Source organism: Streptomyces sp. NPDC040718, from assembly GCF_055593565.1.
In genome coordinates this window covers 139,764-163,088 of sequence record NZ_JBVIXO010000002.1, presented here as the reverse complement: position 1 = coordinate 163,088, position 23,325 = coordinate 139,764, and the positions used below count along the sequence as shown (strand labels likewise).

General features: G+C 72.6%; 27 protein-coding genes and 1 tRNA gene. 17 read left to right on the top strand and 11 right to left on the bottom strand.

Features of this window, described 5'->3' with window-relative positions:
* Position 1: 1 nt before the first annotated feature.
* Both ACZ597_RS06020 and ACZ597_RS06015 read right to left on the bottom strand, forming a co-directional pair.
* Complete coding sequence (locus ACZ597_RS06020) at positions 2 to 478, bottom strand: MarR family winged helix-turn-helix transcriptional regulator (RefSeq protein WP_471325556.1); 477 nt, start codon at positions 476 to 478, stop codon at positions 2 to 4.
* Positions 471 to 1,100 carry a DJ-1/PfpI family protein gene (locus ACZ597_RS06015; protein ID WP_471325554.1) on the bottom strand — a complete coding sequence of 210 codons (630 nt, stop codon included), beginning with the start codon at positions 1,098 to 1,100 and terminating at the stop codon, positions 471 to 473. Before ACZ597_RS06015 ends, ACZ597_RS06020 begins: the two co-directional genes overlap by 8 nt.
* 164 nt (positions 1,101 to 1,264) lie before the next feature.
* On the opposite strand from ACZ597_RS06015, the gene ACZ597_RS06010 reads away from it, so the two are divergent.
* The 3 genes from ACZ597_RS06010 (at position 1,265) to ACZ597_RS06000 (ending at position 4,148) form a co-directional block, all read left to right on the top strand.
* A complete protein-coding gene (locus ACZ597_RS06010; RefSeq protein ID WP_471325551.1) occupies positions 1,265 to 2,617 on the top strand; it encodes an aminotransferase class III-fold pyridoxal phosphate-dependent enzyme in 1,353 nt (450 codons plus the stop codon).
* Between the two features lie 108 nt (positions 2,618 to 2,725).
* On the top strand, positions 2,726 to 3,397 hold the full coding sequence (locus ACZ597_RS06005) for a GntR family transcriptional regulator (RefSeq protein WP_471325548.1): 672 nt from the start codon (positions 2,726 to 2,728) through the stop codon (positions 3,395 to 3,397).
* A gap of 100 nt (positions 3,398 to 3,497) precedes the next feature.
* Positions 3,498 to 4,148, top strand: coding sequence for a hypothetical protein (locus ACZ597_RS06000; RefSeq protein WP_405979981.1), 651 nt, complete (start codon positions 3,498 to 3,500; stop codon positions 4,146 to 4,148).
* Between the two features lie 69 nt (positions 4,149 to 4,217).
* Here ACZ597_RS06000 and ACZ597_RS05995 read toward each other — a convergent pair whose 3' ends face one another.
* Positions 4,218 to 4,943: an SLATT domain-containing protein gene (locus ACZ597_RS05995; RefSeq protein WP_471325545.1), complete on the bottom strand. Its 726-nt coding sequence runs from the start codon at positions 4,941 to 4,943 to the stop codon at positions 4,218 to 4,220.
* 274 nt (positions 4,944 to 5,217) lie between these two features.
* On the opposite strand from ACZ597_RS05995, the gene ACZ597_RS05990 reads away from it, so the two are divergent.
* The 7 genes from ACZ597_RS05990 to ACZ597_RS05960 all read left to right on the top strand — a co-directional run bounded on the left by ACZ597_RS05990 (position 5,218) and on the right by ACZ597_RS05960 (position 11,587).
* A complete protein-coding gene (locus ACZ597_RS05990; protein WP_388933403.1) occupies positions 5,218 to 5,562 on the top strand; it encodes a YbaB/EbfC family nucleoid-associated protein in 345 nt (114 codons plus the stop codon).
* Positions 5,563 to 5,628: 66 nt separating this feature from the next.
* Complete coding sequence (gene recR, locus ACZ597_RS05985; RefSeq protein ID WP_401250629.1) at positions 5,629 to 6,228, top strand: recombination mediator RecR; 600 nt, start codon at positions 5,629 to 5,631, stop codon at positions 6,226 to 6,228.
* Entirely contained in the window at positions 6,221 to 6,868 is a 648-nt protein-coding gene (locus tag ACZ597_RS05980) for a DUF5063 domain-containing protein (protein ID WP_471325542.1), read from the top strand. Before recR ends, ACZ597_RS05980 begins: the two co-directional genes overlap by 8 nt.
* A gap of 175 nt (positions 6,869 to 7,043) precedes the next feature.
* Positions 7,044 to 8,324, top strand: coding sequence for an aspartate kinase (locus ACZ597_RS05975; RefSeq protein WP_007264986.1), 1,281 nt, complete (start codon positions 7,044 to 7,046; stop codon positions 8,322 to 8,324).
* Positions 8,321 to 9,397, top strand: a complete 1,077-nt coding sequence (locus ACZ597_RS05970) for an aspartate-semialdehyde dehydrogenase (RefSeq protein WP_471325540.1) — start codon at positions 8,321 to 8,323, stop codon at positions 9,395 to 9,397. Before ACZ597_RS05975 ends, ACZ597_RS05970 begins: the two co-directional genes overlap by 4 nt.
* Positions 9,398 to 9,872: 475 nt before the next feature.
* Complete coding sequence (locus tag ACZ597_RS05965) at positions 9,873 to 10,424, top strand: SigE family RNA polymerase sigma factor (protein ID WP_471326760.1); 552 nt, start codon at positions 9,873 to 9,875, stop codon at positions 10,422 to 10,424.
* Positions 10,421 to 11,587, top strand: coding sequence for a hypothetical protein (locus ACZ597_RS05960; RefSeq protein WP_471325537.1), 1,167 nt, complete (start codon positions 10,421 to 10,423; stop codon positions 11,585 to 11,587). The genes ACZ597_RS05965 and ACZ597_RS05960 overlap by 4 nt, the downstream gene beginning before the upstream one ends.
* On the opposite strand, the gene ACZ597_RS05955 is transcribed toward ACZ597_RS05960, so the two are convergent.
* Positions 11,565 to 12,398, bottom strand: a complete 834-nt coding sequence (locus ACZ597_RS05955) for an SURF1 family protein (protein WP_471325534.1) — start codon at positions 12,396 to 12,398, stop codon at positions 11,565 to 11,567. The two genes, ACZ597_RS05960 and ACZ597_RS05955, sit on opposite strands and share 23 nt — an antisense overlap.
* A gap of 43 nt (positions 12,399 to 12,441) precedes the next feature.
* A complete protein-coding gene (locus tag ACZ597_RS05950; RefSeq protein ID WP_471325531.1) occupies positions 12,442 to 14,286 on the bottom strand; it encodes a S9 family peptidase in 1,845 nt (614 codons plus the stop codon).
* A gap of 100 nt (positions 14,287 to 14,386) precedes the next feature.
* On the opposite strand from ACZ597_RS05950, the gene ACZ597_RS05945 reads away from it, so the two are divergent.
* The 3 genes from ACZ597_RS05945 (at position 14,387) to ACZ597_RS05935 (ending at position 16,543) form a co-directional block, all read left to right on the top strand.
* Positions 14,387 to 14,554: a hypothetical protein gene (locus tag ACZ597_RS05945; protein WP_164720908.1), complete on the top strand. Its 168-nt coding sequence runs from the start codon at positions 14,387 to 14,389 to the stop codon at positions 14,552 to 14,554.
* A gap of 72 nt (positions 14,555 to 14,626) precedes the next feature.
* Positions 14,627 to 15,928 (top strand): cytosine deaminase, encoded by a 1,302-nt coding sequence (gene codA, locus ACZ597_RS05940; RefSeq protein WP_471325528.1) that lies wholly within the window; start codon positions 14,627 to 14,629, stop codon positions 15,926 to 15,928.
* Positions 15,929 to 15,949: 21 nt separating this feature from the next.
* The gene (locus tag ACZ597_RS05935; protein ID WP_471325525.1) at positions 15,950 to 16,543 is read left to right on the top strand and encodes an HD domain-containing protein; all 594 of its coding nucleotides are present in this window, start codon (positions 15,950 to 15,952) and stop codon (positions 16,541 to 16,543) included.
* Positions 16,544 to 16,595: 52 nt separating this feature from the next.
* Here ACZ597_RS05935 and ACZ597_RS05930 read toward each other — a convergent pair whose 3' ends face one another.
* On the bottom strand, positions 16,596 to 17,246 hold the full coding sequence (locus ACZ597_RS05930) for a TetR/AcrR family transcriptional regulator (RefSeq protein WP_471325522.1): 651 nt from the start codon (positions 17,244 to 17,246) through the stop codon (positions 16,596 to 16,598).
* A gap of 101 nt (positions 17,247 to 17,347) precedes the next feature.
* Between ACZ597_RS05930 and ACZ597_RS05925 the strand changes: the two genes are divergently transcribed.
* On the top strand, positions 17,348 to 18,160 hold the full coding sequence (locus ACZ597_RS05925; RefSeq protein ID WP_471325519.1) for an alpha/beta fold hydrolase: 813 nt from the start codon (positions 17,348 to 17,350) through the stop codon (positions 18,158 to 18,160).
* On the opposite strand, the gene ACZ597_RS05920 is transcribed toward ACZ597_RS05925, so the two are convergent.
* Together ACZ597_RS05920 and ACZ597_RS05915 are read right to left on the bottom strand one after the other, a co-directional pair.
* A complete protein-coding gene (locus tag ACZ597_RS05920) occupies positions 18,152 to 19,465 on the bottom strand; it encodes a chloride channel protein (RefSeq protein WP_471325516.1) in 1,314 nt (437 codons plus the stop codon). The two genes, ACZ597_RS05925 and ACZ597_RS05920, sit on opposite strands and share 9 nt — an antisense overlap.
* Entirely contained in the window at positions 19,462 to 19,986 is a 525-nt protein-coding gene (locus ACZ597_RS05915; RefSeq protein ID WP_471325513.1) for a potassium channel family protein, read from the bottom strand. Before ACZ597_RS05915 ends, ACZ597_RS05920 begins: the two co-directional genes overlap by 4 nt.
* 230 nt (positions 19,987 to 20,216) lie before the next feature.
* On the opposite strand from ACZ597_RS05915, the gene ACZ597_RS05910 reads away from it, so the two are divergent.
* Positions 20,217 to 20,681, top strand: a complete 465-nt coding sequence (locus tag ACZ597_RS05910; protein ID WP_471325509.1) for a hypothetical protein — start codon at positions 20,217 to 20,219, stop codon at positions 20,679 to 20,681.
* A gap of 7 nt (positions 20,682 to 20,688) precedes the next feature.
* Positions 20,689 to 20,919 carry a hypothetical protein gene (locus tag ACZ597_RS05905; protein ID WP_471325506.1) on the top strand — a complete coding sequence of 77 codons (231 nt, stop codon included), beginning with the start codon at positions 20,689 to 20,691 and terminating at the stop codon, positions 20,917 to 20,919.
* A 93-nt stretch (positions 20,920 to 21,012) separates the two neighbouring features.
* Here ACZ597_RS05905 and ACZ597_RS05900 read toward each other — a convergent pair whose 3' ends face one another.
* The 3 genes from ACZ597_RS05900 to ACZ597_RS05890 all read right to left on the bottom strand — a co-directional run bounded on the left by ACZ597_RS05900 (position 21,013) and on the right by ACZ597_RS05890 (position 22,764).
* Positions 21,013 to 21,456 (bottom strand): luciferase domain-containing protein, encoded by a 444-nt coding sequence (locus ACZ597_RS05900; protein ID WP_471325503.1) that lies wholly within the window; start codon positions 21,454 to 21,456, stop codon positions 21,013 to 21,015.
* A gap of 194 nt (positions 21,457 to 21,650) precedes the next feature.
* Positions 21,651 to 21,724 (bottom strand) — tRNA-Pro (locus tag ACZ597_RS05895).
* A 101-nt stretch (positions 21,725 to 21,825) separates the two neighbouring features.
* Positions 21,826 to 22,764: a metallophosphoesterase gene (locus ACZ597_RS05890; protein ID WP_471325500.1), complete on the bottom strand. Its 939-nt coding sequence runs from the start codon at positions 22,762 to 22,764 to the stop codon at positions 21,826 to 21,828.
* Positions 22,765 to 22,832: 68 nt separating this feature from the next.
* Between ACZ597_RS05890 and ACZ597_RS05885 the strand changes: the two genes are divergently transcribed.
* A complete protein-coding gene (locus ACZ597_RS05885; protein WP_125603877.1) occupies positions 22,833 to 23,294 on the top strand; it encodes a GatB/YqeY domain-containing protein in 462 nt (153 codons plus the stop codon).
* The last annotated feature ends 31 nt before the right edge of the window (positions 23,295 to 23,325 follow it).

The window sequence follows — 23,325 nt, the reverse complement described above, 5'->3', positions numbered from 1 at the left end:
CTCAGGTCGTACCTCCGGACTCCGATGTGATGGCCGCCAGCGCCGCCGAGAGACGGTCCAGGACCACGACCGTCTCGGCGAAGCCCGCTTCGCCCAGGGCCTCGGTCAGGCGGGTCGCGAGTTCCGCGTGGCCCGGGTCGATGCGGGTGATCGCGGCGCGGCCCGCATCCGTCGGGCGGAGCAGCTTCGCGCGGCGGTGCGCGGGGTTGGGGACGTACTCGGCGAGGCCCTGCGCGGCCAGCAGGTCCGCCACGCGTTGCACGCTCTGGCGGGTGATCCCCATGGTCCGGGCGATGCCCGCCACGGGCAGCGGCTCCGTCAGCACCGCGCCCAGTACCTGCCACCACGCGGCCGTCAGCCCGGCCGGGCGGGCCAGTTCCTCGGAGACGGCGAGGAACTGGCCGTTGAGGTGGAAGACGCCGAGCGCGGTACGGCTGAGCAGGTCCTGCCGCTCCCGCCCGGACAGCGGATCAGGCATCGCCCGCCTCCGCCGCCGCCATCAGGACCGGGAACGCGCTCGCGTCGGAGTCGTGGAAGAGCCGGTACCACGCGTCGAGGACGTCCGGCTCGTACACGCCGAGCCGGGCGAAGACCTCCCGGGCGAAGGCCACCGGTTCGGTCGGGCCCGCCGTGATCAGGTCGCCCGCCGTGACGGCGTCGGCCTCCACGTACTGCCCGGCGCCCGCGTACCCCGGCTGCTCCGCGAGGTAGAACGAGACCGCGCTGGTGTGCGGGCGGTCGTCCAGCAGGCCCTCCCGGGCCAGGCCCGCCGTGGCTCCGCAGATGGCCGCGACCGGCACCCCGGCGGCCAGGAACTCGCGGGCCTTGGCGGCGAAGGGGGCGAGCCCGTCGCCGGAGTCCCAGAGCGCGGCGCCGGTCAGGATCAGCAGCGAGGAGTCCTCGGGGCGCAGGTCGGCGAGGGACAGGTCGGGCAGGATCCGGACCCCGCCCATCGTGGTCACCGGGGTGTCGGCGGCGAAGCCGACCGTGCGGATCTCGTGGCCGCGCTGGGCGAGGTGTGCGGTGGTGTGTCCGGTCTCCCAGTCCGCCCACGTGTCGTAGACCGCGAGGTGGACGGGCTTGGCGGTGGTCCCGGTCATGGTGCTCGCCTCCAGTTGGCAGGACGAAAATTATGACAGAAGACTGTCATCTTGGGAGTTTGCTGTCAATGGTGGCGTCGGCAGACAGACTGCCGAGAGCGGCCCCCCACCCCCATACAGTCCGCCGATATCCCTTCCCACCTGCGCACTTCTAGCGTGACCGCATGACCCCTCATGTCACCGGCGCGACCGTCAAGGCCGCCGACCGCGCTCACGTCTTCCACTCGTGGTCCGCCCAGGCCCTGATCGACCCGCTGGCCGTCGCCGGCGCCGAGGGCTCGTACTTCTGGGACTACGACGGGAACCGCTTCCTCGATTTCTCCTCCCAGCTGGTCAACACCAACATCGGCCACCAGCACCCCAAGGTGGTCGCGGCCGTGCAGGAGCAGGCCGCCAGGCTCTGCACCCTCGCGCCCGGTTTCGCCGTCGACGTCCGCTCCGAGGCCGCACGCCTCATCGCCGAGCGGACCCCCGGCGACCTCGACAAGATCTTCTTCACCAACGGCGGCGCCGAGGCCGTGGAGAACGCCGTACGCATGGCCCGGCTGCACACCGGCCGCCAGAAGGTGCTCTCCACCTACCGCTCGTACCACGGGGCCACCGCCGCGGCGATCAACCTGACCGGCGACCCGCGCCGCTGGCCGTCGGACACCGCCTCCGCCGGCGTCGTGCACTTCTGGGGCCCGTTCCTGTACCGGTCCCCGTTCCACGCGGCCACCGAGGCCGAGGAGTGCGAGCGCGCCCTCGCCCACCTCGCCGACACCATCGCCTTCGAGGGGCCGCAGTCCATCGCCGCGATCATCCTGGAGTCGGTGCCCGGCACCGCCGGGATCATGACCCCGCCGCCCGGCTACCTGGCCGGAGTGCGCGAGCTGTGCGACCGCCACGGCATCGTCTTCATCCTCGACGAGGTCATGTCGGGCTTCGGGCGCACCGGCAAGTGGTTCGCCGCCGAGCACTGGGACGTCACCCCCGACCTGATCACCTTCGCCAAGGGCGTCAACAGCGGTTACGTGCCGCTCGGCGGCGTCGCCATCTCCGCCGCCATCGCCGAGACCTTCGCCACCCGTCCCTACCCGGGCGGACTGACGTACTCCGGCCACCCCCTGGCCTGCGCCGCCGCCGTCGCGACGATCAACGCGATGGAGGAGGAGGGCATCGTCGAGAACGCCGCCCGCATCGGGGCCGAGGTCATCGCCCCCGGGCTGGCCGACCTCGCCGAGCGGCACCCCTCCGTCGGGGAGGTCCGCGGTCTCGGCGTCTTCTGGGCGCTGGAGCTCGTACGCGACAAGGAGACGCGCGAGCCGCTCGTCCCGTACAACGCCGCCGGTGCCGCCAACGCCCCCATGGCCGAATTCGCGGCGGCCTGCAAGGCGTCCGGGCTGTGGCCGTTCGTCAACATGAACCGGACGCACGTCGTCCCCCCGTGCACGGTCACGGAGGCCGAGGCCAAGGAGGGTCTGGCCCTCCTCGACGAGGCGCTGACGGTGGCCGACCGGCACACGGCCGGCGCCTGACGGTCCGGATAGTGGGCGCTATGTCCGCATTCCAGCCGTAGACCGCTCGGTTTCAGCCGCGCTGCCTGGCCTAAGGTGTCCGAAGTTCTATGGAGGAGACGGACCCCTATGCCAGGCAGCCGGAGCGGAGGTGTCACCCGCAACACCCTTCGGCAGCAGATCGCGGACGCGCTGCGTGACGAGGTGCTCGCGGGGCGTCTCCCCCCGGGGACCGAGTTCACGGTCAAGCAGATCGCCGAGCAGTACGAGGTCTCCGCGACCCCGGTGCGCGAGGCGCTGGTCGACCTCTCGGCACAGGGGCTGCTGGAGTCGGTGCAGCACCGGGGCTTCCGGGTGCGGGTCTTCACCGTCGACGACTTCCGGGGAATGATCGAGGCCCGGACGCTGATACTCGACGGGATCTTCCGGCGCCTCGCCGAGTGCGGCACCCCGCCCGGCACGGCCGAACTGCTGGTGTCCGTGCGCCGCCGCGCGGAGGAGGCGCGGCGGGCCGCGCGCAGCGGTTCGCTCGAAGTGCTGATCGGCTACGACCTGCGTTTCTGGCGGGAGCTCAGCGAGCTGATCGGCAACACCTACATCTCCGACTTCCTGCACCGCATCCGCGTGCAGTGCTGGGTCTTCTCGGTGCCGCACCTCCAGGGCGCCCCGGAGCTGCGGGCCGCGCTGTGGGACGGGCACAACGAGCTGGTGGACGCGGTGACGCTGGCCGACGCCGACGAGGTGCGCCGCCTCGTGCGCGCGTACAACCAGCACGGGCTGGACTGGGCCGCGAGCCTCTGACGCCGCCGGTCCGCCCGCCCGGGTTCTGCGCACCCCTTCGCGGAGCGTGTCCGGAGCACTACTCTGGCCCGATCGGCGGCAACGACTGATCGGAGCCCGCGTGGCCTGTGACCTGTGGCTGGTCCCCCTTGTCGACGTGCTGTGCCACAGCCCCGACAACCCCTTCGCGGAAGAGATCGCCTCGTACGACAAGGCGCTGGGCGAGGCGGGTCTGCCGTCGGTGCCCGTGTTCGCGTACATGCCCGGCCTGAGCGGGGACGTGGCCCCGGTGGCCGGCTTCGACTACGACGCCCTGCACTTCCTGCGGCGGGCGTACCTGCTGCAGATCTGCGGGCTGCCGGTGACGCCGGTGGACGAGCTGGGCGGGGACTACGAGCAGCTGCTGGAGATGTTCGAGGCCACGGCGCAGCAGTCGCACCTGGTGTGGCACTACGACCACGCGGGAGCGTACGTCCCGGTGGACTTCGCGGCGCCCCTGGCGAACGAGGAGCTGCTGGCCGGCGGCGGCCCGCTGGGGTCGGCGCAGGGGCTGCTGCGGGAGCTGGCCTTCGTGGCCCCCGCCATCGGGATAGACCCGGCGAACCCGCCCGCCGCGCCGGCGCCGCCCGGGGGGCCGACGGCACTGGAGGAGCCCGCGGGGCCCATTCCGTACGACGAGAGCCCCTTCGCGCGGGAGCGCCACGTGTGGCTGGGCCTGCACGCGGCGGCGACGCGCAGCCTGGGCCAGGGCTCGATGATCATCTTCAGTTGACCGGCGCCGGATCCGTACGGGCCGGCCCGACCCGGCGCGCCGCCCCCGTGAGCGGCGCGTCCGGGGGGCTCAGCGCGGCTGCTCGGGCGGCCGCTGGCGCGGCATGTTCGGGCGGGTGCCCGGCGGCAGCGGGAAACGGGCCGGGGGGGTCCCCGGGTCCGGGCGGGCGGGCGCCCCGGCCAGGGACTGCATCAGCAGCGGCGCCGGCCCGGCCCGGAACTCCACCATCCAGTCGGCCGTCTCCGAGCGCACGAGTTCCGTGACGTCCTCCGAGAACCGGCGCAGCACCGTCAGGCACCGCTCGGCGGCCTCACTGGCCGTCCCCTCGGTGGGGCCGAGCACCTCGCGCACGTTCTCCGAGGCCCAGTCGAACTGGAGCGTCTGCAGCCGACGCTGCACCGCCTGTGCCGTCGCCACGTCCCGCATCCACCCGGACGTGAGCCCGAAGAACCGGTCGCAGGCCATGCAGGCCGCGGCCAGCAGCAGCGAGAGGTAGCCGTACGAGGCCGCCCCGGGCACCGAGCCCGTCAGCTCCAGCAGCGGCAACGCCGCGCCCGTGACGGCGCCCACGGCGGCGCCCGCCCGCAGCGCCCGCGCGCCCCGCCGCTTCCACGCCCGGTCGGACAGGTACCACTCGGCCGTGCGCAGCGCATCGGCCTCCACCCGCCGGTAGAGCTCGTCGAGCCGCTCGGCGGGCTCTCCCCAGTCCCCGAGAGGGAACGGCCGGCCGGTAAGGTCACCGTCCTCTGCGGGATCCCGGGGTGGCCCCTCGGGCTGCATCTCCGGCTGACTCACCCGGCACTCCCTCTGCCTGCGCTGACGTGTGGTGCGCGTGTGCGCAATGGTGCGCATGCCCTTCCTACCTTCGAATGACGCGCCATGGGCAACGAATCCCGGGTTTTCCGCCCACAAGGAGGGCTCCATCAGGTACGTGCACGCCCCGTCTCTCACCCGAAAGAGTTGGTCCTCCCGGCGTAGGGCGCGGCGCCCCGGGAGCACGTAGGCTCGGATTGACCGAGCCTTCCCCGAAGGCGATCCGCAGCCGTTTCGACGTACGGAGTGAGTACCTGTGATTCCCGGTGGTGGCCAGCCCAACATGCAGCAGCTGCTCCAGCAGGCCCAGAAGATGCAGCAGGACCTCGCGGCGGCCCAGGAAGAGCTGGCCGTGGCCGAGGTCGAGGGTCAGGCGGGCGGCGGCCTCGTGAGGGCGACGGTCACCGGTTCCGGTGAACTGCGCGCCCTCGTCATCGACCCGAAGGCCGTGGACCCGGAGGACACCGAGACCCTCGCCGACCTGGTGGTCGCGGCGGTCCAGGCGGCCAACGAGAACGCGCAGGCGCTCCAGCAGCAGAAGCTGGGACCGCTGACCCAGGCCCTGGGCGGAGGCAGCGGCATCCCCGGCCTTCCGTTCTAATCGCTCCCGCGGGCCCGCACCCGCACCCACACCCATACGCACGCAGAAACGAAAGAAGGCAGTCCGTTGTACGAAGGCGTGGTCCAGGACCTGATCGACGAACTGGGCAGGCTGCCCGGCGTCGGGCCCAAGAGCGCGCAGCGGATCGCCTTCCACATCCTGCAGGCCGAGCCCACCGACGTCCGGCGCCTCGCGCACGCGCTGCTGGAGGTCAAGGAGAAGGTCCGCTTCTGCGCGGTGTGCGGGAACGTGGCGCAGGAGGAGCTGTGCGGGATCTGCCGTGACCCGCGCCGCGACCCGGCGGTCATCTGCGTGGTCGAGGAGCCGAAGGACGTCGTCGCGATCGAGCGGACCCGCGAGTTCCGGGGCAAATACCACGTCCTCGGCGGGGCGATCAGCCCGATCGAGGGCGTCGGCCCCGACGACCTGCGCATCCGCGAGCTGCTGGCGCGACTGGCGGACGGGGCGGTCACCGAGCTGATCCTCGCGACCGACCCGAACCTGGAGGGCGAGGCCACCGCCACCTACCTCGCCCGCATGATCAAGCCCATGGGCCTGAAGGTCACCCGCCTGGCCAGCGGGCTCCCCGTCGGGGGAGACCTGGAGTACGCGGACGAGGTCACGCTCGGGCGGGCCTTTGAAGGAAGGCGACTTCTTGATGTCTGACGCAACGCTGCACGCCCTGGGACAGGATCCGGACGACTTCGCCGCCTCGATCGCGGACCAGATCGAGTCCTTCATCGTCGCGGTCACCGAGGTGGCCAAGGGCGAGGACCCGGACAGCGCCGTCCCCTTCCTCCTCCTGGAGGTGTCCCAGCTGCTGCTGGCGGGCGGCCGGCTGGGCGCGTACCAGGACGTCCTGCCCGAGGAGCGCTACGAGCCGGACCTGGGACCGGAGCCGGACGTGGACGACCTGCGCGAGCGGTTCGCGCTGATGCTGGAGCCGGTCGACGTCTACTCCGAGGTCTTCGACCCCTACGAGCCGCGCAAGGCCCCGGTCGCGCACCGGATCTCCGACGACCTGGCCGACGTGTTCGCCGACCTGCGGCACGGGCTCATCCACCTCCAGGCGGGCCGGGTCACCGAGGCCCTGTGGTGGTGGCAGTTCTCGTACTTCACCAACTGGGGCCCGACGGCCTCGGCCATGCTGCGCGCCCTCCAGTCGCTGATCGCCCACGTCCGCCTCGACCAGCCGCTCGCGGCCCTGGACGGCCTGGACACGGACGAGGACATGGCGGAGGACGACCTCGCGGAGCAGGCCGGCGCGGTCATGGCCGAGGAGCTCGGCCAGCTGGGCCGCAGGTAGCGCGTTCCCGGGTGTGGCGGTTGCGGCCGGTTCCTACTGGTTCCGGCCGATTCGCGGTGTGCGAGGGGCAACCGTTCCGCTGCTCTTTACATCTCATGATGTGGTACGAGGCGGTCGTATCCCGACCGCTCGTTAGACTGCACCAGCAATGAGACGGACCGAGCGAGGAGCGCACGTGGGCCTTGTCGTGCAGAAGTACGGAGGCTCCTCCGTAGCCGATGCCGAGGGCATCAAGCGCGTCGCCAAGCGGATCGTGGACGCCAAGAAGAACGGCCACCAGGTGGTCGTCGTGGTTTCCGCGATGGGCGACACGACGGACGAGCTGATCGATCTCGCCGAACAGGTATCTCCGATGCCTGCCGGGCGTGAGTTCGACATGCTGCTGACCGCCGGAGAGCGGATCTCCATGGCCCTGCTGGCCATGGCGATCAAAAACCTGGGCCACGAGGCCCAGTCGTTCACCGGTAGCCAGGCAGGCGTGATCACCGACTCGGTCCACAACAAAGCGCGCATCATCGATGTGACGCCGGGCCGTATCCGCACCGCGCTGGACGAGGGCAACATCGCCATCGTCGCCGGCTTCCAGGGCGTGTCCGCGGACTCCAAGGACATCACCACCCTCGGCCGGGGCGGCTCGGACACCACCGCCGTCGCGCTCGCCGCGGCGCTGGACGCCGAGGTCTGCGAGATCTACACCGATGTCGACGGCGTCTTCACCGCGGACCCCCGCGTCGTGAAGAAGGCCCGTAAGATCGACTGGATCTCCTCCGAGGACATGCTGGAGCTCGCGGCCTCCGGCTCCAAGGTGCTCCTGCACCGCTGCGTCGAGTACGCGCGCCGCTACAACATTCCGATCCACGTCCGTTCGTCCTTCTCCGGACTGCCGGGTACCTGGGTCAGCAACGAGAAGCCCGAGTCGCAAGGGGACGAGCAGGTGGAGCACGCCATCATCTCCGGAGTCGCCCATGACGTCTCCGAAGCCAAGATCACCGTCGTAGGCGTTCCGGACAAGCCGGGCGAGGCCGCGGCGATCTTCCGCGCCATCGCGGACGCCGAGATCAACATCGACATGATCGTCCAGAACGTGTCGGCGGCCTCCACGGGCCTGACGGACATCTCCTTCACCCTCCCCAAGACCGAGGGCCACAAGGCCATCGACGCCCTGGAGAAGGCGAAGGCGCAGATCGGCTTCGACTCCCTGCGCTACGACGACCAGATCGGCAAGATCTCCCTGGTCGGCGCGGGCATGAAGACCAACCCGGGCGTCACCGCCTCCTTCTTCCAGGCGCTGTCCGACGCGGGCGTCAACATCGAGCTGATCTCCACCTCGGAGATCCGCATCTCGGTCGTGACCCGCCAGGACGACGTCAACGCGGCCGTCATCGCCGTCCACACGGCCTTCGGCCTCGACTCCGACAGCGACGAGGCCGTCGTCTACGGAGGCACCGGACGATGAGTCCGCACCGGTCGGCCCCGGCCCCGGCGCTCGCCGTGGTCGGGGCGACCGGGGCGGTCGGATCGATCCTGCTCCAGATCCTGTCCCAGCGGGCGGACGTCTGGGGCGACATCCGCCTGATCGCCTCCCCGCGCTCGGCCGGCCGCGTGCTGACCGTCCGCGGCGAGGAGACCGAGGTGCTCGCCCTCACCGAGGACGCCTTCGAGGGCCTCGGCGGGGGCGACGTCGTGCTCTTCCTGACCCCGGCCGAGGTGTCGGCGCGCTGGGCCCCCGTGGCCACCGCGCGCGGTGCCGTCGTGGTGGACCAGTCCGCCGCCTTCCGGGAGGACCCCGAGGTGCCCCTGGTGGTGCCCGAGGTGAACGCCCGCGCCGTACGCGACCGCCCGCGCGGGATCGTCGCGGGCCCGGACTGCGTGACCGCGGCGATGATCGCCGCCGTGGGCGCGCTGCACGCCGAATACGGGCTGGCCGAGCTGGCCGTCTCCTCGTACCAGGCAGCGAGCCGCTCGGGCCGGGCCGGCGCGGAGGCGCTGCGCAGGCAGCTGACCCAGGTCGCCGGGAGCCCCCTCGGGGAGCTGCCCGGGGACGTGCGCCGCGCCGTGGGCGAGGACACCGGGCCCTTCGCGGCGCCGCTCGCGCTGAACGTGGTGCCCTGGTCCGGTGAGCTGCGCGCGGACGGCTGGTCCTCGCACGAGCTGGCCGTCCGGGCGGAGACCCGGCGGCTCCTGGGCCTGGAGGCGCTGCCGGTCGCCGTGACCTGCGTACAGGTTCCGGTGGTGACCGGGCATTCCCTGACGGTGCGGGCACGCTTCGAGCGGGAGGTGGCCGCGGCGCACGCCCGGGAGGTCCTGGAGGCGGCGCCCGGGGTGGTCCTCGTCGACGATCCCGCTGCGGGGGAGTTCCCGACCCCGGCCGACGCGGCCGGTACCGATCCGGCCTGGGTCGGGCGGCTGAGGGGTTCGCTCGACGATCCGAGGGCCCTGGAGTTCTTCGTATGTGCGGACAATCTACGCAAAGGTGCCGCACTGAATGCCGCCCAGATCTCGGAACTGATCGCGGGTGAATTCGCGTAATTCGCTTTGTAGGATCGGCATCGATCCCTTGATCAAGGTGATGGCCCGACTGCCGCCTGGATGAATGGGGCAATCGGGAAGAGCGGGTACGCATGAAGGCAATGGGTAAATTGCTGAATACTTTGCCTCGCGCGTACAACCCTGACGGGGGGACGCGTGTCCAACGGGCGTGGCAGAGGCACTGTTGGACGTGGTCGTTCTACCGGCGCGCAGCGGGATCGTTCCCTCGCGCCGGCGCCCAGGCGCGCCCGGCGGCGGCTTCCCTGTGATCGTGCCCGTCCCGCCGGCCGGCGTTCCGCACATCACGGCCCCGACCCGGGTCGGCCGCGTGCCCTCGCCCCGCGATGGCGCTGACACCGACACGAGCCCGCAGCCGGCGGAGAACCTCCCGCCCGAGGCCCTGATACCCGGGGCACTGGCCCCGCAGGCCCCGGCACCGCAGGCACTGGTGCCGCAGGCCCCGGCACCGCAGACACTGGTGCCCGAGGGCCCGGCGCCGGCGGGGGCAGACGCCGAGCGTCCGGTCGTGGCCGGTACCACCGTCGACCACCTCACCGAGACCTACCAGGCCCACTACCGCTCCCTGCTGGGCCTGGCCGCGCTCCTCCTCGACGACACGGCCTCCTGTGAGGACGTGGTCCAGGAGGCCTTCATCCGCGTCCACTCGGCCCGCAACCGGGTGCGGGACCGGGACAAGACCCTGGCCTACCTCCGCCAGACCGTCGTGAACCTCTCGCGCTCGGCGCTGCGCCGCCGCATCCTCGGCCTGAAGCTGCTGTCGAAGCCGATGCCGGACATGGCCAGCGCGGAGGAGGGGGCGTACGACCAGCTGGAGCGCGACGACCTGATCAGGGCGATGCGCGGACTCCAGCGCCGTCAGCGCGAGGTGCTCGTACTGCGCTACTTCGCCGACATGACGGAGGTCCAGGTCGCCGAGACGCTCGGGATATCGCTCGGCTCGGTCAAGGCGTACGGATCGCGGGGCATTGCCGCGCTGAGGGTGGCGATGGAGGCTGCGCAGTCATGAGGGACGACCACGAGAACCTGTCCGGCCCCGCCGGGGCGGCGGCCACGGCCGACGAGCAGGCGCTGCGCGGCCTGCTGGCCGGAGCCGTGCGGGGGCTGGAGCCCTCCGAGGGGGCCCTGGAGCGGCTGCGGCACGCGGTGCCCGTGCGCCGGGCCCGCAAGCGGCAGGCGCTCCTGGCGACGGCCGCGGTGGCACTGCTGGCGGGTACCGCGATCCCGGCCGCACTGCACCTGAACTCCGACGAGGGCGCGGTGGCCGGGCACTCGGCCATGGCCGGGCACGGGGCGTCGCAGGGCGCCAGGGCGGGCGACAGCTCCGACCCGCGGCAGAACGGCTCCGACGCGGTGGCCGGGCCCCGGCCGGTCGGGTCCCCGGGCAAGGGCCAGGACGCGGGCGGCGGCACGCAGCCGTCCCCGCAGGCGAGCGGCTCGCCGTCGGGCGGTACGACCGCGGGCCCCTCCAGCACCGGAGCGGGCGCCCCCACCGGCGGCGCCGGCCACGGACCGCTGCCCCCGGTGGGCGCGGCGCCCGGAGCACCGGGGTGCACGTCCGACCAGCTGGGGGTGTCGGGCAGTGCCCGCGCCCCCGAGACCGACGGCAAGGTCTACGGCAGCTTCAAGGTCACCAACCTCTCGGCCCGGGGGTGCACGGTCTCCGGCCCGGACACCGTGACTGCCGCCTCGGTGGCGCCCCTCGGCCCGCCGCCCGTCCAGGCGGCCGCGCCGCCGGTCACGGTGACGGGCCACACGGCGGGGGATCCGGCGAGCGAGCTGCTGCCCGACCCGTCCGCCGAGGCGCCGGTCGTGCTGCTCCAGCCCAACACCGCCTACGAGGTGCGGTTCGCCTGGGTGCCCTCCGACCGGTCCTGCCCGGCCTCGACGCCGGGTCCTTCCCCCAAGCCGCAGCAGGAGGGCGGGGCGGCGCAGCCCCCGGCCGGTCAGCAGAGCGGCGCGGCGGGAGGTACGTCCGGCGGTACGGAACCGGCGGGCGCCGACGGGGCCCCGGCCAAGGACCCGCAGACCGGCTCCAGGAGTCCGGAGGCGGCCGGGGTGGAGGTCTCCCACACCCCGGGCGCGGGTGCTCCCGTCACCCAGACCACCATCCCGGCGGCCTGCGGCGGCACGGTCTACCGCACCGGCCTCATTCCGCCGGGCGCGCCGTAGCCGGCTCCGGTTCCCCGGCGGCCTCGGCGGCGGCTTCCGCGGGCGCGGCGGGGGCCTCGGCGGGCAGCAGTCCCGCCTCGGCGTCGCGCAGGGTCTCCACCTCGCGCCGGTAGAGCCGGAACCACATGAAGAGCACGAAGGCGACGAAGACGAACCACTCGCCGGTGTAGCCGAGGTTCTGGAAGGCCTTCAGGTCCAGCCCGGTGTTGTTCGGCGCCTTCGCCGGCACCGGGGTCATCCCGTCCGCCGGCGTCTGCACCGTCAGCCAGGCGTCGTACAGCGGCTCGTGCACCAGGTTGACCAGCGTGGCCGCCCCGATCACCCCGAGCTGGCCCTCCGGCAGCCCGCCCTGCGCGTGGACGCCCTTGGTACCAGAGTTCTCCGAGGACTGCAGGGCCCCCGTCACCTCGACCCGCCCGGTCGGCGGGGCCGGTGCCTTCGCCGGGTCGGCCGCCCCCGCCAGCCAGCCCCGGACCACCGGGACGGTCTTCCCGGAGTCGGTCCGCAGCAGGGTCAGGACGTAGAAGCCCGGCTTCCCGCCGAGGTCCCGTTCGGGAACGAGCAGCTGGCGCCCGTACTCGCCGGCCGTGGAAGCCAGCCGTCCGGAGGTCTTCGTGTCCACCGGGAGCAGCGAGTCCAGCGGCTCGGCGGCCAGGTCGGCGGGGCGCTCGGCCCGCGCCTCCTTGTGGCTGCCGACGCGGTCCTCGAACCGGCCGAGCTGCCAGGTCCCCATGAACAGGCAGAAGGGGATGGCGAGCGCGACGAAGACGTTGATCCCCCACCAGCGCGGGGTCAGGAGAAACCGGTGCACCCCACCAACGGTACGGGGGGTGCACCGGGAGCCCGGTGCCGGGTCAGCGCGGCAGGCCCTGCGGCAGGTGCTTCAGCGCGAATTCGAGGTCCATCCGGACCTGCTTGATGCGCTCCTCCACCACCAGCGAACCGTGCCCCGCGTCGTAGCGGTACACCTCGTGGACCGCGCCGCGGGCCGCGAGCCGGTCGACGTAGTTGTCGATCTGCCGGATCGGGCAGCGCGGGTCGTTCACGCCCGCCGCGATGTGCACGGGCGCCTTCACCGCGTCCACGTAGGTCAGCGGCGAGGAGACCTCGAAGCGTTCCGGGACCTCCTCCGGGGTGCCGCCGAAGAGGGTGCGGTCCAGGGACTTCAGCGCCTCCATCTCGTCGTGGTACGCCGTCACGTAGTCCGCCACCGGTACGGCGGCCAGCCCGACCGCCCAGTCGTCGGGCCGCATGCCGATGCCGAGCAGCGTCAGGTAGCCGCCCCAGGACCCGCCCGACAGCACCAGCCGCGCCGGGTCGGCGAGGCCGGAGGCCACGGCCCACTCCCGGACCGCCGTGATGTCCTCCAGCTCGATCAGGCCGACCCGGTGCTTGAGGGCGTCGGTCCACTCGCGGCCGTAGCCCGTCGAGCCCCGGTAGTTGACCCGGACCACCGCGAAACCGTGGTCCAGCCAGGCCGCCGGGGTGGCCGCGAAGGCGTCGGAGTCGTGCCAGGTGGGCCCGCCGTGGATCTCGAAGACCGTCGGGAAGGGCCCGTCGCCGTGGCCCACGGGCCGCTGCGCGAGCGCGTGGATCCGCCCGCCGGGCCCCTCGACCCAGACGTCCTCCACCGGCACCGAGCCCGGCGGCCGCATGCCCGGCGGGTCCAGGACGATCCCGCCGGCGGTGGACCGTACGGCGGCCGGCTCGGCGGCCGAGGACCACTGGTACTCCACCGTCCCGTCCGGGCGGGCCGTCGCGCCCGACACCGTCCCCGGCGGAGTGTCCACCCGTACGAGCTCCCGCGCGGCCAGGTCGTAGCGCCACAGCTCGCTGCGGGCCTCGAAGCTGTGCGCGATCAGCAGTGCGGTCCCGTCCGGGTACCACTCGGCGCTCACGTCGCCCGGCAGGTCGACGGCCAGGTCCTCCTCGGATCCCGTGGCCACGTCCCACACCATCGGCTCCCAGTGGCCGCGCCGCTGGTGACCGACGAGCAGCCGGGTGTCCCCGGCGACGGGTGCGAAGCCGAGCACCTCCAGGCCCAGTTCCTCGGTGCCGCCCCGGGAGTCGTCCAGCTCGGCGACGGTGGAGCCGTCGAGGGTGACCACGCGCAGGGCCGAGTGCATGGCGTCGCCGTGCTCGGTGTGCTCGATCGCGAGGAGGGTCCCGTCGTGGGACAGGTCGCCGACTCCGGCCGACTCGCGGTGCCGGTAGACGACCTCCGGGGCGGCGCCGGGCCGTACGACGTGGATCGTCGAGCCGTCCTCGTCGGTGGACCGGCCCACCACCGCCGTGCCGTCGCGGCCGATGGCGAGCCCGGCGGGGTAGGAGGGCTCCAGCCCGGGCGTGGCGGGCTCGTCCGGGCCGCCCGCGAAGGGCTGGCGGACCCAGGTGCCGAACTCGTCGCCGTCGGTGTCGGAGAACCACCAGATCCACTCCCCGTCCGGGGAGAGGGCGCCGTCGGTGGTGCCGTTGGGGCGGTCGGTGGCCTGCCGCTGCGTGCCGGTGGCCCGGTCCCAGGCGTAGAGCTCGTAGGTCCCCGTGGCGTTCGAGACGAAGAGCGAGCGGTCCGGGGCGTCCTCGGCCCAGTCCGGCAGGCCCACGCGGGGCGCCCGGAAGCGCTTCTCCCAGTCGGGCATCTCGGAAGCGGGGGCGGTGCCGGGGGTCAGGTCGCTGTCGCTGCTGGTCATGCCCTCCATTCTTACGGGTTCGGCCCCGGCGGGCGGCCGGGATGCCGACTGCGCCGAATGGGCGCATGGTGGTGTGCGTACGCCGAACGCTTGCGAGAGGGTGTTGATCATGGCCAAGAAGGCTCGTACCGGCCACCACAGCCACCAGGATTCCGAACGCGCGATGGCGAAGAACACGGCGGCCGAGGCACGGGCCAAGGCCGCGGGCAGAGAGGCCCAGTCGCTCTCCGCGAAGACGCGAGGCATGCAGCAGAAGGCACAGGCCAAGCGCGGCTGAGCCTCGGCACCGGTCACCGGCCCGACGTTTTGTTTCACGTGAAACGTCGGGCCGCGTGCGTACGCTGACCGCATGCGGATGATCGTCCGGGGTGCCCGGCTGCTGCACGAAGACGGCCTGTCCGACGTCGAGGTCGCCGAGGACGGCCGGATCGCGCGGGTGATCCCGTACGACGACCAGAAGGAGCCGCCGGCGACCGGCGTGCTCATCGAGGCCCACGGAGGGCTGCTCACCGCCCCCTTCGCCGAGCCGCACATCCACCTGGACACCGCCCTCACCGCGGGTCAGCCCCGTCCGAACTCCTCCGGCACCCTCTGGGAGGGCATCGCCTGCTGGAGCGAGCGCAAGCGGACCCTGACCCGCGAGGACGTGATCGCGCGGGCCACCGAGGTGCTGCGCTGGCAGGCGGCCAACGGCGTGCTGCACGTCCGTACGCACTGCGACGTCACCGACCCGTCCCTCACCGCGCTGGACGCGCTGTTGGAGGTCCGCGACCGGGTGCGGGACATCATGACCCTGCAGATCGTCGCCTTCCCGCAGGAGGGCATCGCCTCCTTCCCCGACGGCGAGGCGCTGCTGCGCGAGGCCGTGGCGCGCGGAGCGGACGTCGTCGGCGCGATCCCGCACTTCGAGGACACCCGTGAGGACGGCGTCGCCTCGCTGCGGACCGCGTTCGAGGTGGCCGAGGAGCACGGGCTCCGCGTCGACGCCCACTGCGACGAGATCGACGACGAGCAGTCCCGCTTCGTGGAGGTGCTGGCCACGCTCGCCCTGCGCTCGGGCCTGCGCGAACGCGCCACCGCCTCCCACACCACCGCCATGGGCTCCTACAACGGCGCCTACAGCTTCAAACTCCAGCGGCTGCTGGCTCGTTCGGGCATCAACCTGGTCGCCAACCCCTTCGCGAACCTCAACCTCCAGGGCCGCTTCGACGCCTACCCCAAGCGGCGCGGCCTCACCCAGGTCAAGGAGATGCTGGCCGCCGGGGTCAACGTGGCCTTCGGCCACGACGACGTGATGGACCCCTGGAACGCGCTCGGCACCGCCAACCCGCTCCAGACCGCCCTCGTCGGCCTGTACGCCGCCCAGCTCACCGGCGCCGACGAGATCCCGCTCGCATTCTCGATGGTGACCGAGCGCGCGGCGCGCGTCCTCGGCCTGTCCTCCTCCGAGTACGGGATCACGGAGGGCGCCCCCGCCTCCTTCGTCCTCCTCCCGGCGCCGAGCCCCGCGGAGGCGGTCCGCCGCCAGGTCCGGCCGCGGTACGTCGTCTCGCGCGGCAGCGTCCTCGCCGAAACCCCGCCCGCACCGGCCCGGTTGTGGTGGCCGGGGGAGGAGGGGCCGTCGGAGGTGGACTTCACCGCGCCGCTCTAGACAGGGCCTAAGGTGCGGTGCATGACGTGGACCCTTCACAACCTTGACTCGGACACGGCCCGTTCGGCCTTCGGGATCGCCTCCGAGTACGCCGACGCAGCCCTCCTCAACCACTCCGTCCGCTCCTACGCCTTCGGCGCCGAGTACGCGCGCGTGCACGGGCTCTCGTATGACGCGGAGCTTCTCTACGTCAGCGCGCTGCTCCACGACCTGGGCCTGACCGCGCCGTTCGACAGCCACACCCTGCCCTTCGAGGAGGCCGGCGGCCACGCGGCCCGGCTCTTCACGGCCGGCCTGGGCTGGCCCCCCGCCCGCCGGGCCCGCGCGGAGGAGGTCATCGTGCTGCACATGCGGGACGACGTCACCGCCGCCGAGGACGTCGAGAGCCACCTCCTCCAGGTGGGCACCAGCGCCGACGTGTCCGGCCTGCGCGTGCCCGACTTCGACCCCGCTTTCCTGGCCGGTCTGCTGGAGCACTACCCCCGCCTGGGCTTCGGCCCGTCCTTCCTGGCACTGGTCGAGGACCAGGCGGCCCGCAAGCCCGCCTGCGCGGCGGCGGCCTACGTCGCGGGCGGCGCGGCGAAGCGCATCGCCGCGAACCCCCTGGACGCGTGACGCGTCGCCGGGCCGGGTGGAACCCCTCGGCCCGGCCCGGCGTCGCCGGAGGTCAGAGCCCCCGCTCGATCATGGCGATCACGTCCTGGCCCGCGTCGTGGGCTTGCTCCGGGGTGATGCCCCGCAGGGGCCCGTCGATGATCAGGGAGGCCAGGCCGTGCACCGCCGACCAGGCGAGGAACTCCGCGCCCGGGCGGCGGGCCTCCGGCAGGACTCCGGTCTCCACGAGCGCGTCCAGCGAGGCGCCGAGCAGCTCGAACGGCGTCAGCCCGCCCGCCCCGGCGGCCGTGGCGTCGGCCGCGTACGTCATGTCCGCCGGGACGTGGAAGGCGGTCCGGAACCAGCCCGGCTCGGTCACGGCGAAGCGGATGTAGCCCGTCCCCACGGCCCGGAAACGGGTCCGGGCGCCTTCGGCGGGGTCCTGGGCGGCGGGCAGGCCGTCGATCTCCGCCTCCATCGCCAGGGCCACCCGGGCCATCGCAGCCTGCGAGACCCCGTGCACCAGTGCCCCCCGGTCGGCGAAGTGCCGGTAGGCGGCGTTGGGCGAGACCCCGGCGCGCCGGGTGACCTCGCGCAGCGAGACGGCGTCCGGTCCGCCCTCGCGCGCCAGTTCCAGGGCTGCTTCGAGCAGCGCGCTGCGCAGGTTCCCGTGGCGGTACGTACTGCGCTTGGGCGGCGGTGGGGGTTCGGCTTCCGAAGACATGGGGTCTCGATCCCTCGCTGTATGTGGACGGCGTGAACTTGCAGGTATAGCCTACGAGGGAGATGTGGACGCCGTCCACATCACTTGAGGGGGAGCAGACCGTGCAGAAGACCGTTTCCCGCGACGGGACCGCCATCGCCTACGACCGCACCGGCGAGGGCCCCGCCCTCGTCCTCGTCGGAGGTGCCTACCAGGTCCGCGAGGACCCGAGGTGGACCGTGCTCGCCGGACTGCTCGGTGAACGCTTCACCGTGGTGACGTACGACCGCCGCGGCCGCGGCGACAGCGGCGACACCTCCCCCTACGCGGTGGAGCGCGAGATCGAGGACCTGGCCGCCGTCATCGCCGAACTCGACGGCCCCGTCCGGGTGATGGGCATGTCATCCGGCGCCGTCCTGGCCCTGGAAGCCGCCGCCCACGGCGTCCCGATGAAGGAACTGGCCCTGTACGAGCCCCCGTTCGTCATCGACGACAGCCGCCCCCCGGTCCCCGCCGACTACGTGTCCCGGCTGGACACCGCCATCGCCGAGGGCCGGCGCGACGACGCCGTCACCCTCATGTTCGCCACCGCCGTCCTCGTCCCGGCCGAGTTCGTCGGCCGGATGCGCGCGAGCGGCCTCTGGAGCCACTTCGCCGCGCTGGCCCACACCCTCCCGTACGACGCCCGGGTCATGGGCGACACCATGTCCGGCCGGCCCCTGCCCGCCGACCGCTGGGCGGCCGTACGGATTCCCGTGCTGGCCATCGGCGGCGGCGCGAGCGACCCCTGGCTCCAGTCCGGCGCCCGCACCCTCGCCGGCCTGCTGCCGACGGGCCTCCACCGCACCCTGGACGGCCAGACCCACGACGTGGACCCGGCCGTGCTGGCGCCCGCACTGGCGGAGTTCTTCGGCGCGGACCGGCCGTCAGCCTGACAGCTGCCGCCGGGGCCCGGGCAGCAGCTCGGTGGTGATCAGGGCCGCGACGGCGGACAGGATCACCACCGGCGTCATACCCGGGCTGCCGACCAGCAGGATCGCCATCACCGCGCTGCTGACCGGCAGCCGCAGCACGCTCGCCCCCGCCGCGGCCAGCCCGGCCGCCACCGCGGGCACCACCCCCAGCCCGGGCAGCGGCGCCGCCAGCACCCCGGCCGCCGCCCCGATGAACAGTGCGGGGAAGATCGGGCCGCCGCGCATGCTGCCGAGGCAGAGCGCGTACCCGACGGTCTTGCACAGCAGTACGGCCACCAGCGCACCGATGCCCCAGGCCCGCGGGTCACTGGCCAGCGCGGCCATCGTGGCCTGCCCGGACGAGGCCACGTCCATCGGGGAACGGTCCGTGACCAGCGCGTACGCGGCCGCGCAGACGCCGGCGCCGAGCGCGCACAGCGCCGTACGGGCGACCGGCCCCTTCGCCACGAACGCCGCCACCACCTGGCCCGTGCCCACCGCCTGGCGCAGCACGGCCGCCACCACCACGGCCAGCAGCAGCGCCCAGCCCACGTCGGCCGCGTCCAGCCGGGGCACGGGCCCGGGCAGTTTGACCGTCAGCCCTCCGGTCTGGAGGCCGGTCCAGCGCCCGAACCCGGTGAACACCAGGGCCCCCACCCCGCTGGACAGCAGGGCGGGCAGCATGACGGCGACCAGCTGCGGCCCGCCCACCCCCACCACCTCGATCAGCAGCACGGCCGCGATCAGCGGGCTCCCGAAGATGGCGGCGATGGCCGCGGCCGCCCCGGCCACCCCCAGCAGCGCCGTGGCCTGCGGGGTCGCCGGCCCGCGCGCGAGGTCCCTCAGCAGCAGGGCGAAGCCGCCGCCCAGGGCGATCAGCGGCGCCTCCGGGCCCAGCACCGCACCGAACGGCAGGCTCGCCGCCGCCGCGAGCACCACGCCCGGCAGCACCTTGGGGGAGGACCCGCCCATGGCCAGCCCGGCGGCGGGGACGTGCCCGCCGGCCCCGGGCATCCGGGCCACCACCAGCCCCACGAGCACACCGCCGACCAGCAGCAGCGGAAGCGGCCACCACCACGGCGCCGCGTCCCACCCCAGCGCGTGCGGCAGGCTCTCCCACAGCAGCCGCTGCAACTCGTGCAGCCCCGCGAGGAACCAGAAGCAGACCAGGGACACCGGAATCCCGACCAGGGCGCAGAGCAGCAGGGTCCTGCGGTACGGAGCCGTCTTCAGCAGCCCCCGCAGCACCGCCGGCTCGGCGGGCTGGGCCGATTGCGTCGCCGTCATGGATCGCTCCTTTCGGGTCGTCGGGACAGCCCGGTCTCTACGGCTCCGAAGAGCACTTTGGCGACGAGCCCCACCACGATCAGATCGGCCACCATCTGCACGGTGGCCAGCGCCCGCCCGGTCCCGTCGGCGGGCGCGATGTCGCCGAAGCCCACGGTCGCGAACACCGTCACCGCGAAGTACAGGGCGTCGGTCCGGCTCAGCGGCTCGGAGAAGGACTCCGGCCGGTCACGCGAGAGCAGGAAGTACGTCGCCGAGAACAGCACCAGGAACAGCGGCACGGCGGTGCCCATGGCCTCCAGCGCCCGCAGCCTCGGATGGGCCGAACGGGCGATGGCCCTGACCTGCCAGACGATCAGGCACCCGAAGAGCAGCAACCCCCCGGCCAGCGCCGCGACGGCCGCGGCCCCGAAGCCGTAGTCGAGCGGAGCCGCGTAGTACAGCCAGGTCAGCAGCACCCCCGACCCGACCGCCCGCAGCAGGTGCCCCAGCAGCACCACGCGCCCGGAGCCGCCGCCCATGACCGCTCCTCACCGCCGCCTGGCCCTCCCCGCATTCCAACACCCCCACCCCCGCCCCGCACCCCACACACCGCCACCCGGGCCATGCCCTCCCCCTCCCGAACGGAGTAGTCGGCCCACCACCCGATTTGATCACTCTTCGTAGTGGATGTCTCCGCAACGGAGAGCCCTGGAGGCGCCAGGAGGAGTTCCGTTCTCTGCAAGCACACCCCCACCGAAGGGCACCAACCATGGCCCGTCATCCCGCAGTCCGCGTCACGACCGCCATCGCCGCAGCTGCCGCGCTCGCCCTCTTAACCCCGGCACAGGCGCACGCCGGCGCCATCGGCTCCACGCCGGTGGCCACCTTCGACTACCCCGTCGGCGGCGTCACCATGAAGGTCCCGACCGGCTGCATGTTCACACACATCCTCCGGGGCGACGGCAAGAAGATCACCTACCAGAACGCCGGCGTCGACTGCGGCTTCGTCGGAGCCCTCAACGCGGGCTTCTGCAACTGGCGCATCGACTTCACGTACGCCGACACCAACAGCAAGGTCTACAAGACATCGCGCGGCAAGACCCATGCCGAATGCGAGATCCACCCGATGCGCGACAACGCACCGCAGACACTGCCCCGCTACGGCAAGGCGTGTGCCCACCTCAACATCAACGGTGTGCGCCGCGTCAGCCAGTGCCACCACATCACGAAGTGAGCCGCACATGACCACCCAGCCCGCCCCCGAAGACCCCGCCCGGGAGAGCAGGCGCCGCCGCGCCGGGGTCGTCGCCTTCACCGTCGGGACGGTCGCGTCTCTCGCAGCCTTCGCGTTCCTCCCCGGGCTCCCGCATGTGATCGACTGGGGTGCGATCCTCACGTCCCTCGCCGTCGGCGCGCTGGCGCGGTGGGCGTGCCTCGCCTGGGGTGCCAGGGGGCGGTTGCCCTCGGGGTGACCGGGGCGGACGTGCGGCAGGGGCCTGATCCGAATTCCCGGATCAGGCCCCTGGCCCGGTCCTACGCGCAGGCCGGTGAGAGGCCGGCGGGCGCTACTTCGCGCCGATCGCGTACCAGTACGACTCCTGGACGAGCCGCCAGACGATCTCCAGCTCACCCCTGTTGCGGGGGCCGTAGACGAGCGTCACGTTCTGGACCGGGTGGTGCACACCCCATCCGGCTTCGATCACCTCGGCTTCGATCTCCTTCGGGAGCGTGATGTGGAGCGAGCCGTCGTGGTGGGGGTGGATGTGGGCGAACTCCCGGCCCCCCTGGAAGGCTTCGGCCGGGCCCGTGCCGATGCCCTCGGGCAGGAAGAGCGAGCGGGCGTGCGAGACCGAGACGAGCGTGGGGGCCATGTAGACGTAGGGCAGCGCACGCATCCGCTCCCACAGCTCCTCCTGCATCATGATCGGGGAGATCTGGGAGCCCTGGCCGTGCGGGGCCGGACCGAAGACACGCGGGGCCGCGCCGGGGCGCGGAGGCAGGGAAAGCATGATGGTGTTCCTTTCCGGCCGGCGGTGAACCGGCCGCGGCGTGAGCGCTCGAAAGAGCTGCGGCCTCCACGCTTCACGCACCTGCTTTTGCCTTGGTGGCGAGCCGGTCGAGGACCCTCACGGCCGACCCGCAGAAATGCAGGAAGGGCCTGATCCGATTTCTCGGATCAGGCCCTTGACCTGGTCTTGCTCTGTCGGGGTGGCGGGATTTGAACCCACGACCTCTTCGTCCCGAACGAAGCGCGCTGCCAAGCTGCGCTACACCCCGATCGTCGCCCTGAAGTGTTGCTGTCCTGGCGACATCGATTACTTTAGCGGACCCTCGGCCTGAGACGAAATCCGGTTTTCACGAGGGGGCCGTGCGGGGGGTCAGGCCTTCGGGGCCAGGGTCAGGAGCGTGGCCTCCGGGGGGCAGGCGAAGCGGACCGGGGTGAAGCGGTTGGTGCCGCAGCCGGCCGAGACGTGGAGGTAGGAGCGCCGGCCCTGGGTCTCGTACGTGGACAGGCCCTTCACCCGCTTCGTGTCGAGGTCGCAGTTGGTGACCAGCGCCCCGTAGAAGGGGATGCACAGCTGTCCGCCGTGGGTGTGCCCGGCGAGGATCAGCGGGTAGCGGTCGGCCGTGAAGGATTCCAGTACCCGCAGGTACGGGGCGTGCACGACGGCCAGCGAGAAGTCCGCGTCCGCTTCCGGGCCGCCCGCGACGCGCTCGTAGCGGTCCCGCTTGATGTGCGGGTCGTCCAGCCCGGTGAAGGCCAGCTCCAGCCCGTTGACCTTCAGCCGGGCCCGGGTGTTCGTGAGGTTCAGCCAGCCCGCCGCGTCGAAGGCGTCCCGCATGTCCTCCCACGGGTTGTGGACGGCGCCGACGACCGGCTTGTTGCCGTTCAGCCCGTGCCGGCCCTGCACCTTCTCGATCAGGTAGCGCCCGGGGTTGCGCAGCCGCGGCCCGTAGTAGTCGTTGGACCCGAAGACGTACACCCCGGGGAAGTCCATCAGCGGACCCAGCGCGTCGAGCAGCTCGGGTACGCCGTCCGTGTCGGAGAGGTTGTCACCGGTGTTCACGACGAAGTCGGGGCGCAGTCCGGCCAGGGACTGCAGCCAGGCGCGCTTCTTGCGCTGGCCGCCGACCATGTGGATGTCCGAGACCTGCAGTACGCGCAGCGGGCGCATCCCGGCGGGCAGTACCGGAACGGTGATCCGGCGCAGTCGGAAGGAGCGGGCTTCGAAACCTGCGGCATAGGCCACACCGGCGGCCCCCACCGCCGCGATCGAGGCGGTCACCTTCAGGGGGACTCCGTAACGCGCGTGCATGCCCCCATCGTCGCAGACGGGGAAAACCGGTGGGCGCCGCAGGCCCCGCACCTGGCAGACTCAGGGGCATGACCACGCTCAAGGCCAAGCTCCAGGAAGACCTCACCACCGCCATCAAGGCGCGCGACGAACTCGGTTCGTCCACCCTGCGCCTGACCCTCTCCGCCATCACCAAGGAGGAGGTCGCGGGCAAGGAGGCGCGCGTGCTCTCCGACGAGGAAGTCCTCAAGGTGATCGCCAAGGAGGCGAAGAAGCGCCGCGAGGCCGCGGAGGCCTTCGCCCAGGGCGGCCGCGACGAGCAGGCCGCGCGGGAGACCGCGGAGGGCGAGTTCCTGGACGCCTACCTGCCCAAGCAGCTCAGCGACGACGAGCTGACCGCGATCGTGGCGCAGGCCGTCGAGGAGGCCAAGGCCGCGGGTGCCGAGGGGCCGCGGGCCATGGGCGCCGTCATGAAGATCGTGAACCCGAAGGTGGCGGGTCTGGCGGAGGGCGGCCGGGTCGCCGCGGCCGTCAAGAAGCAGCTTTCGTAAGCACGGGGACGAGGAAGAAGGGGAGGGCCCC

What these genes read in the sequence shown, in the direction of transcription:
- ACZ597_RS06020 (WP_471325556.1), bottom strand. Translation starts at nt 478, where the DNA reads ATGCCTGATCCGCTGTCCGGGCGGGAGCGGCAGGACCTGCTCAGCCGT.
- ACZ597_RS06015 (WP_471325554.1), bottom strand. Translation starts at nt 1,100, where the DNA reads ATGACCGGGACCACCGCCAAGCCCGTCCACCTCGCGGTCTACGACACG.
- ACZ597_RS06010 (WP_471325551.1), top strand. Translation starts at nt 1,265, where the DNA reads ATGACCCCTCATGTCACCGGCGCGACCGTCAAGGCCGCCGACCGCGCT.
- ACZ597_RS06005 (WP_471325548.1), top strand. Translation starts at nt 2,726, where the DNA reads ATGCCAGGCAGCCGGAGCGGAGGTGTCACCCGCAACACCCTTCGGCAG.
- ACZ597_RS05980 (WP_471325542.1), top strand. Translation starts at nt 6,221, where the DNA reads ATGTCTGACGCAACGCTGCACGCCCTGGGACAGGATCCGGACGACTTC.
- ACZ597_RS05970 (WP_471325540.1), top strand. Translation starts at nt 8,321, where the DNA reads ATGAGTCCGCACCGGTCGGCCCCGGCCCCGGCGCTCGCCGTGGTCGGG.
- ACZ597_RS05960 (WP_471325537.1), top strand. Translation starts at nt 10,421, where the DNA reads ATGAGGGACGACCACGAGAACCTGTCCGGCCCCGCCGGGGCGGCGGCC.
- ACZ597_RS05950 (WP_471325531.1), bottom strand. Translation starts at nt 14,286, where the DNA reads ATGGAGGGCATGACCAGCAGCGACAGCGACCTGACCCCCGGCACCGCC.
- ACZ597_RS05945 (WP_164720908.1), top strand. Translation starts at nt 14,387, where the DNA reads ATGGCCAAGAAGGCTCGTACCGGCCACCACAGCCACCAGGATTCCGAA.
- codA (WP_471325528.1), top strand. Translation starts at nt 14,627, where the DNA reads ATGCGGATGATCGTCCGGGGTGCCCGGCTGCTGCACGAAGACGGCCTG.
- ACZ597_RS05935 (WP_471325525.1), top strand. Translation starts at nt 15,950, where the DNA reads ATGACGTGGACCCTTCACAACCTTGACTCGGACACGGCCCGTTCGGCC.
- ACZ597_RS05930 (WP_471325522.1), bottom strand. Translation starts at nt 17,246, where the DNA reads ATGTCTTCGGAAGCCGAACCCCCACCGCCGCCCAAGCGCAGTACGTAC.
- ACZ597_RS05920 (WP_471325516.1), bottom strand. Translation starts at nt 19,465, where the DNA reads ATGACGGCGACGCAATCGGCCCAGCCCGCCGAGCCGGCGGTGCTGCGG.
- ACZ597_RS05915 (WP_471325513.1), bottom strand. Translation starts at nt 19,986, where the DNA reads ATGGGCGGCGGCTCCGGGCGCGTGGTGCTGCTGGGGCACCTGCTGCGG.
- ACZ597_RS05910 (WP_471325509.1), top strand. Translation starts at nt 20,217, where the DNA reads ATGGCCCGTCATCCCGCAGTCCGCGTCACGACCGCCATCGCCGCAGCT.
- ACZ597_RS05905 (WP_471325506.1), top strand. Translation starts at nt 20,689, where the DNA reads ATGACCACCCAGCCCGCCCCCGAAGACCCCGCCCGGGAGAGCAGGCGC.
- ACZ597_RS05900 (WP_471325503.1), bottom strand. Translation starts at nt 21,456, where the DNA reads ATGCTTTCCCTGCCTCCGCGCCCCGGCGCGGCCCCGCGTGTCTTCGGT.
- ACZ597_RS05890 (WP_471325500.1), bottom strand. Translation starts at nt 22,764, where the DNA reads ATGCACGCGCGTTACGGAGTCCCCCTGAAGGTGACCGCCTCGATCGCG.
- ACZ597_RS05885 (WP_125603877.1), top strand. Translation starts at nt 22,833, where the DNA reads ATGACCACGCTCAAGGCCAAGCTCCAGGAAGACCTCACCACCGCCATC.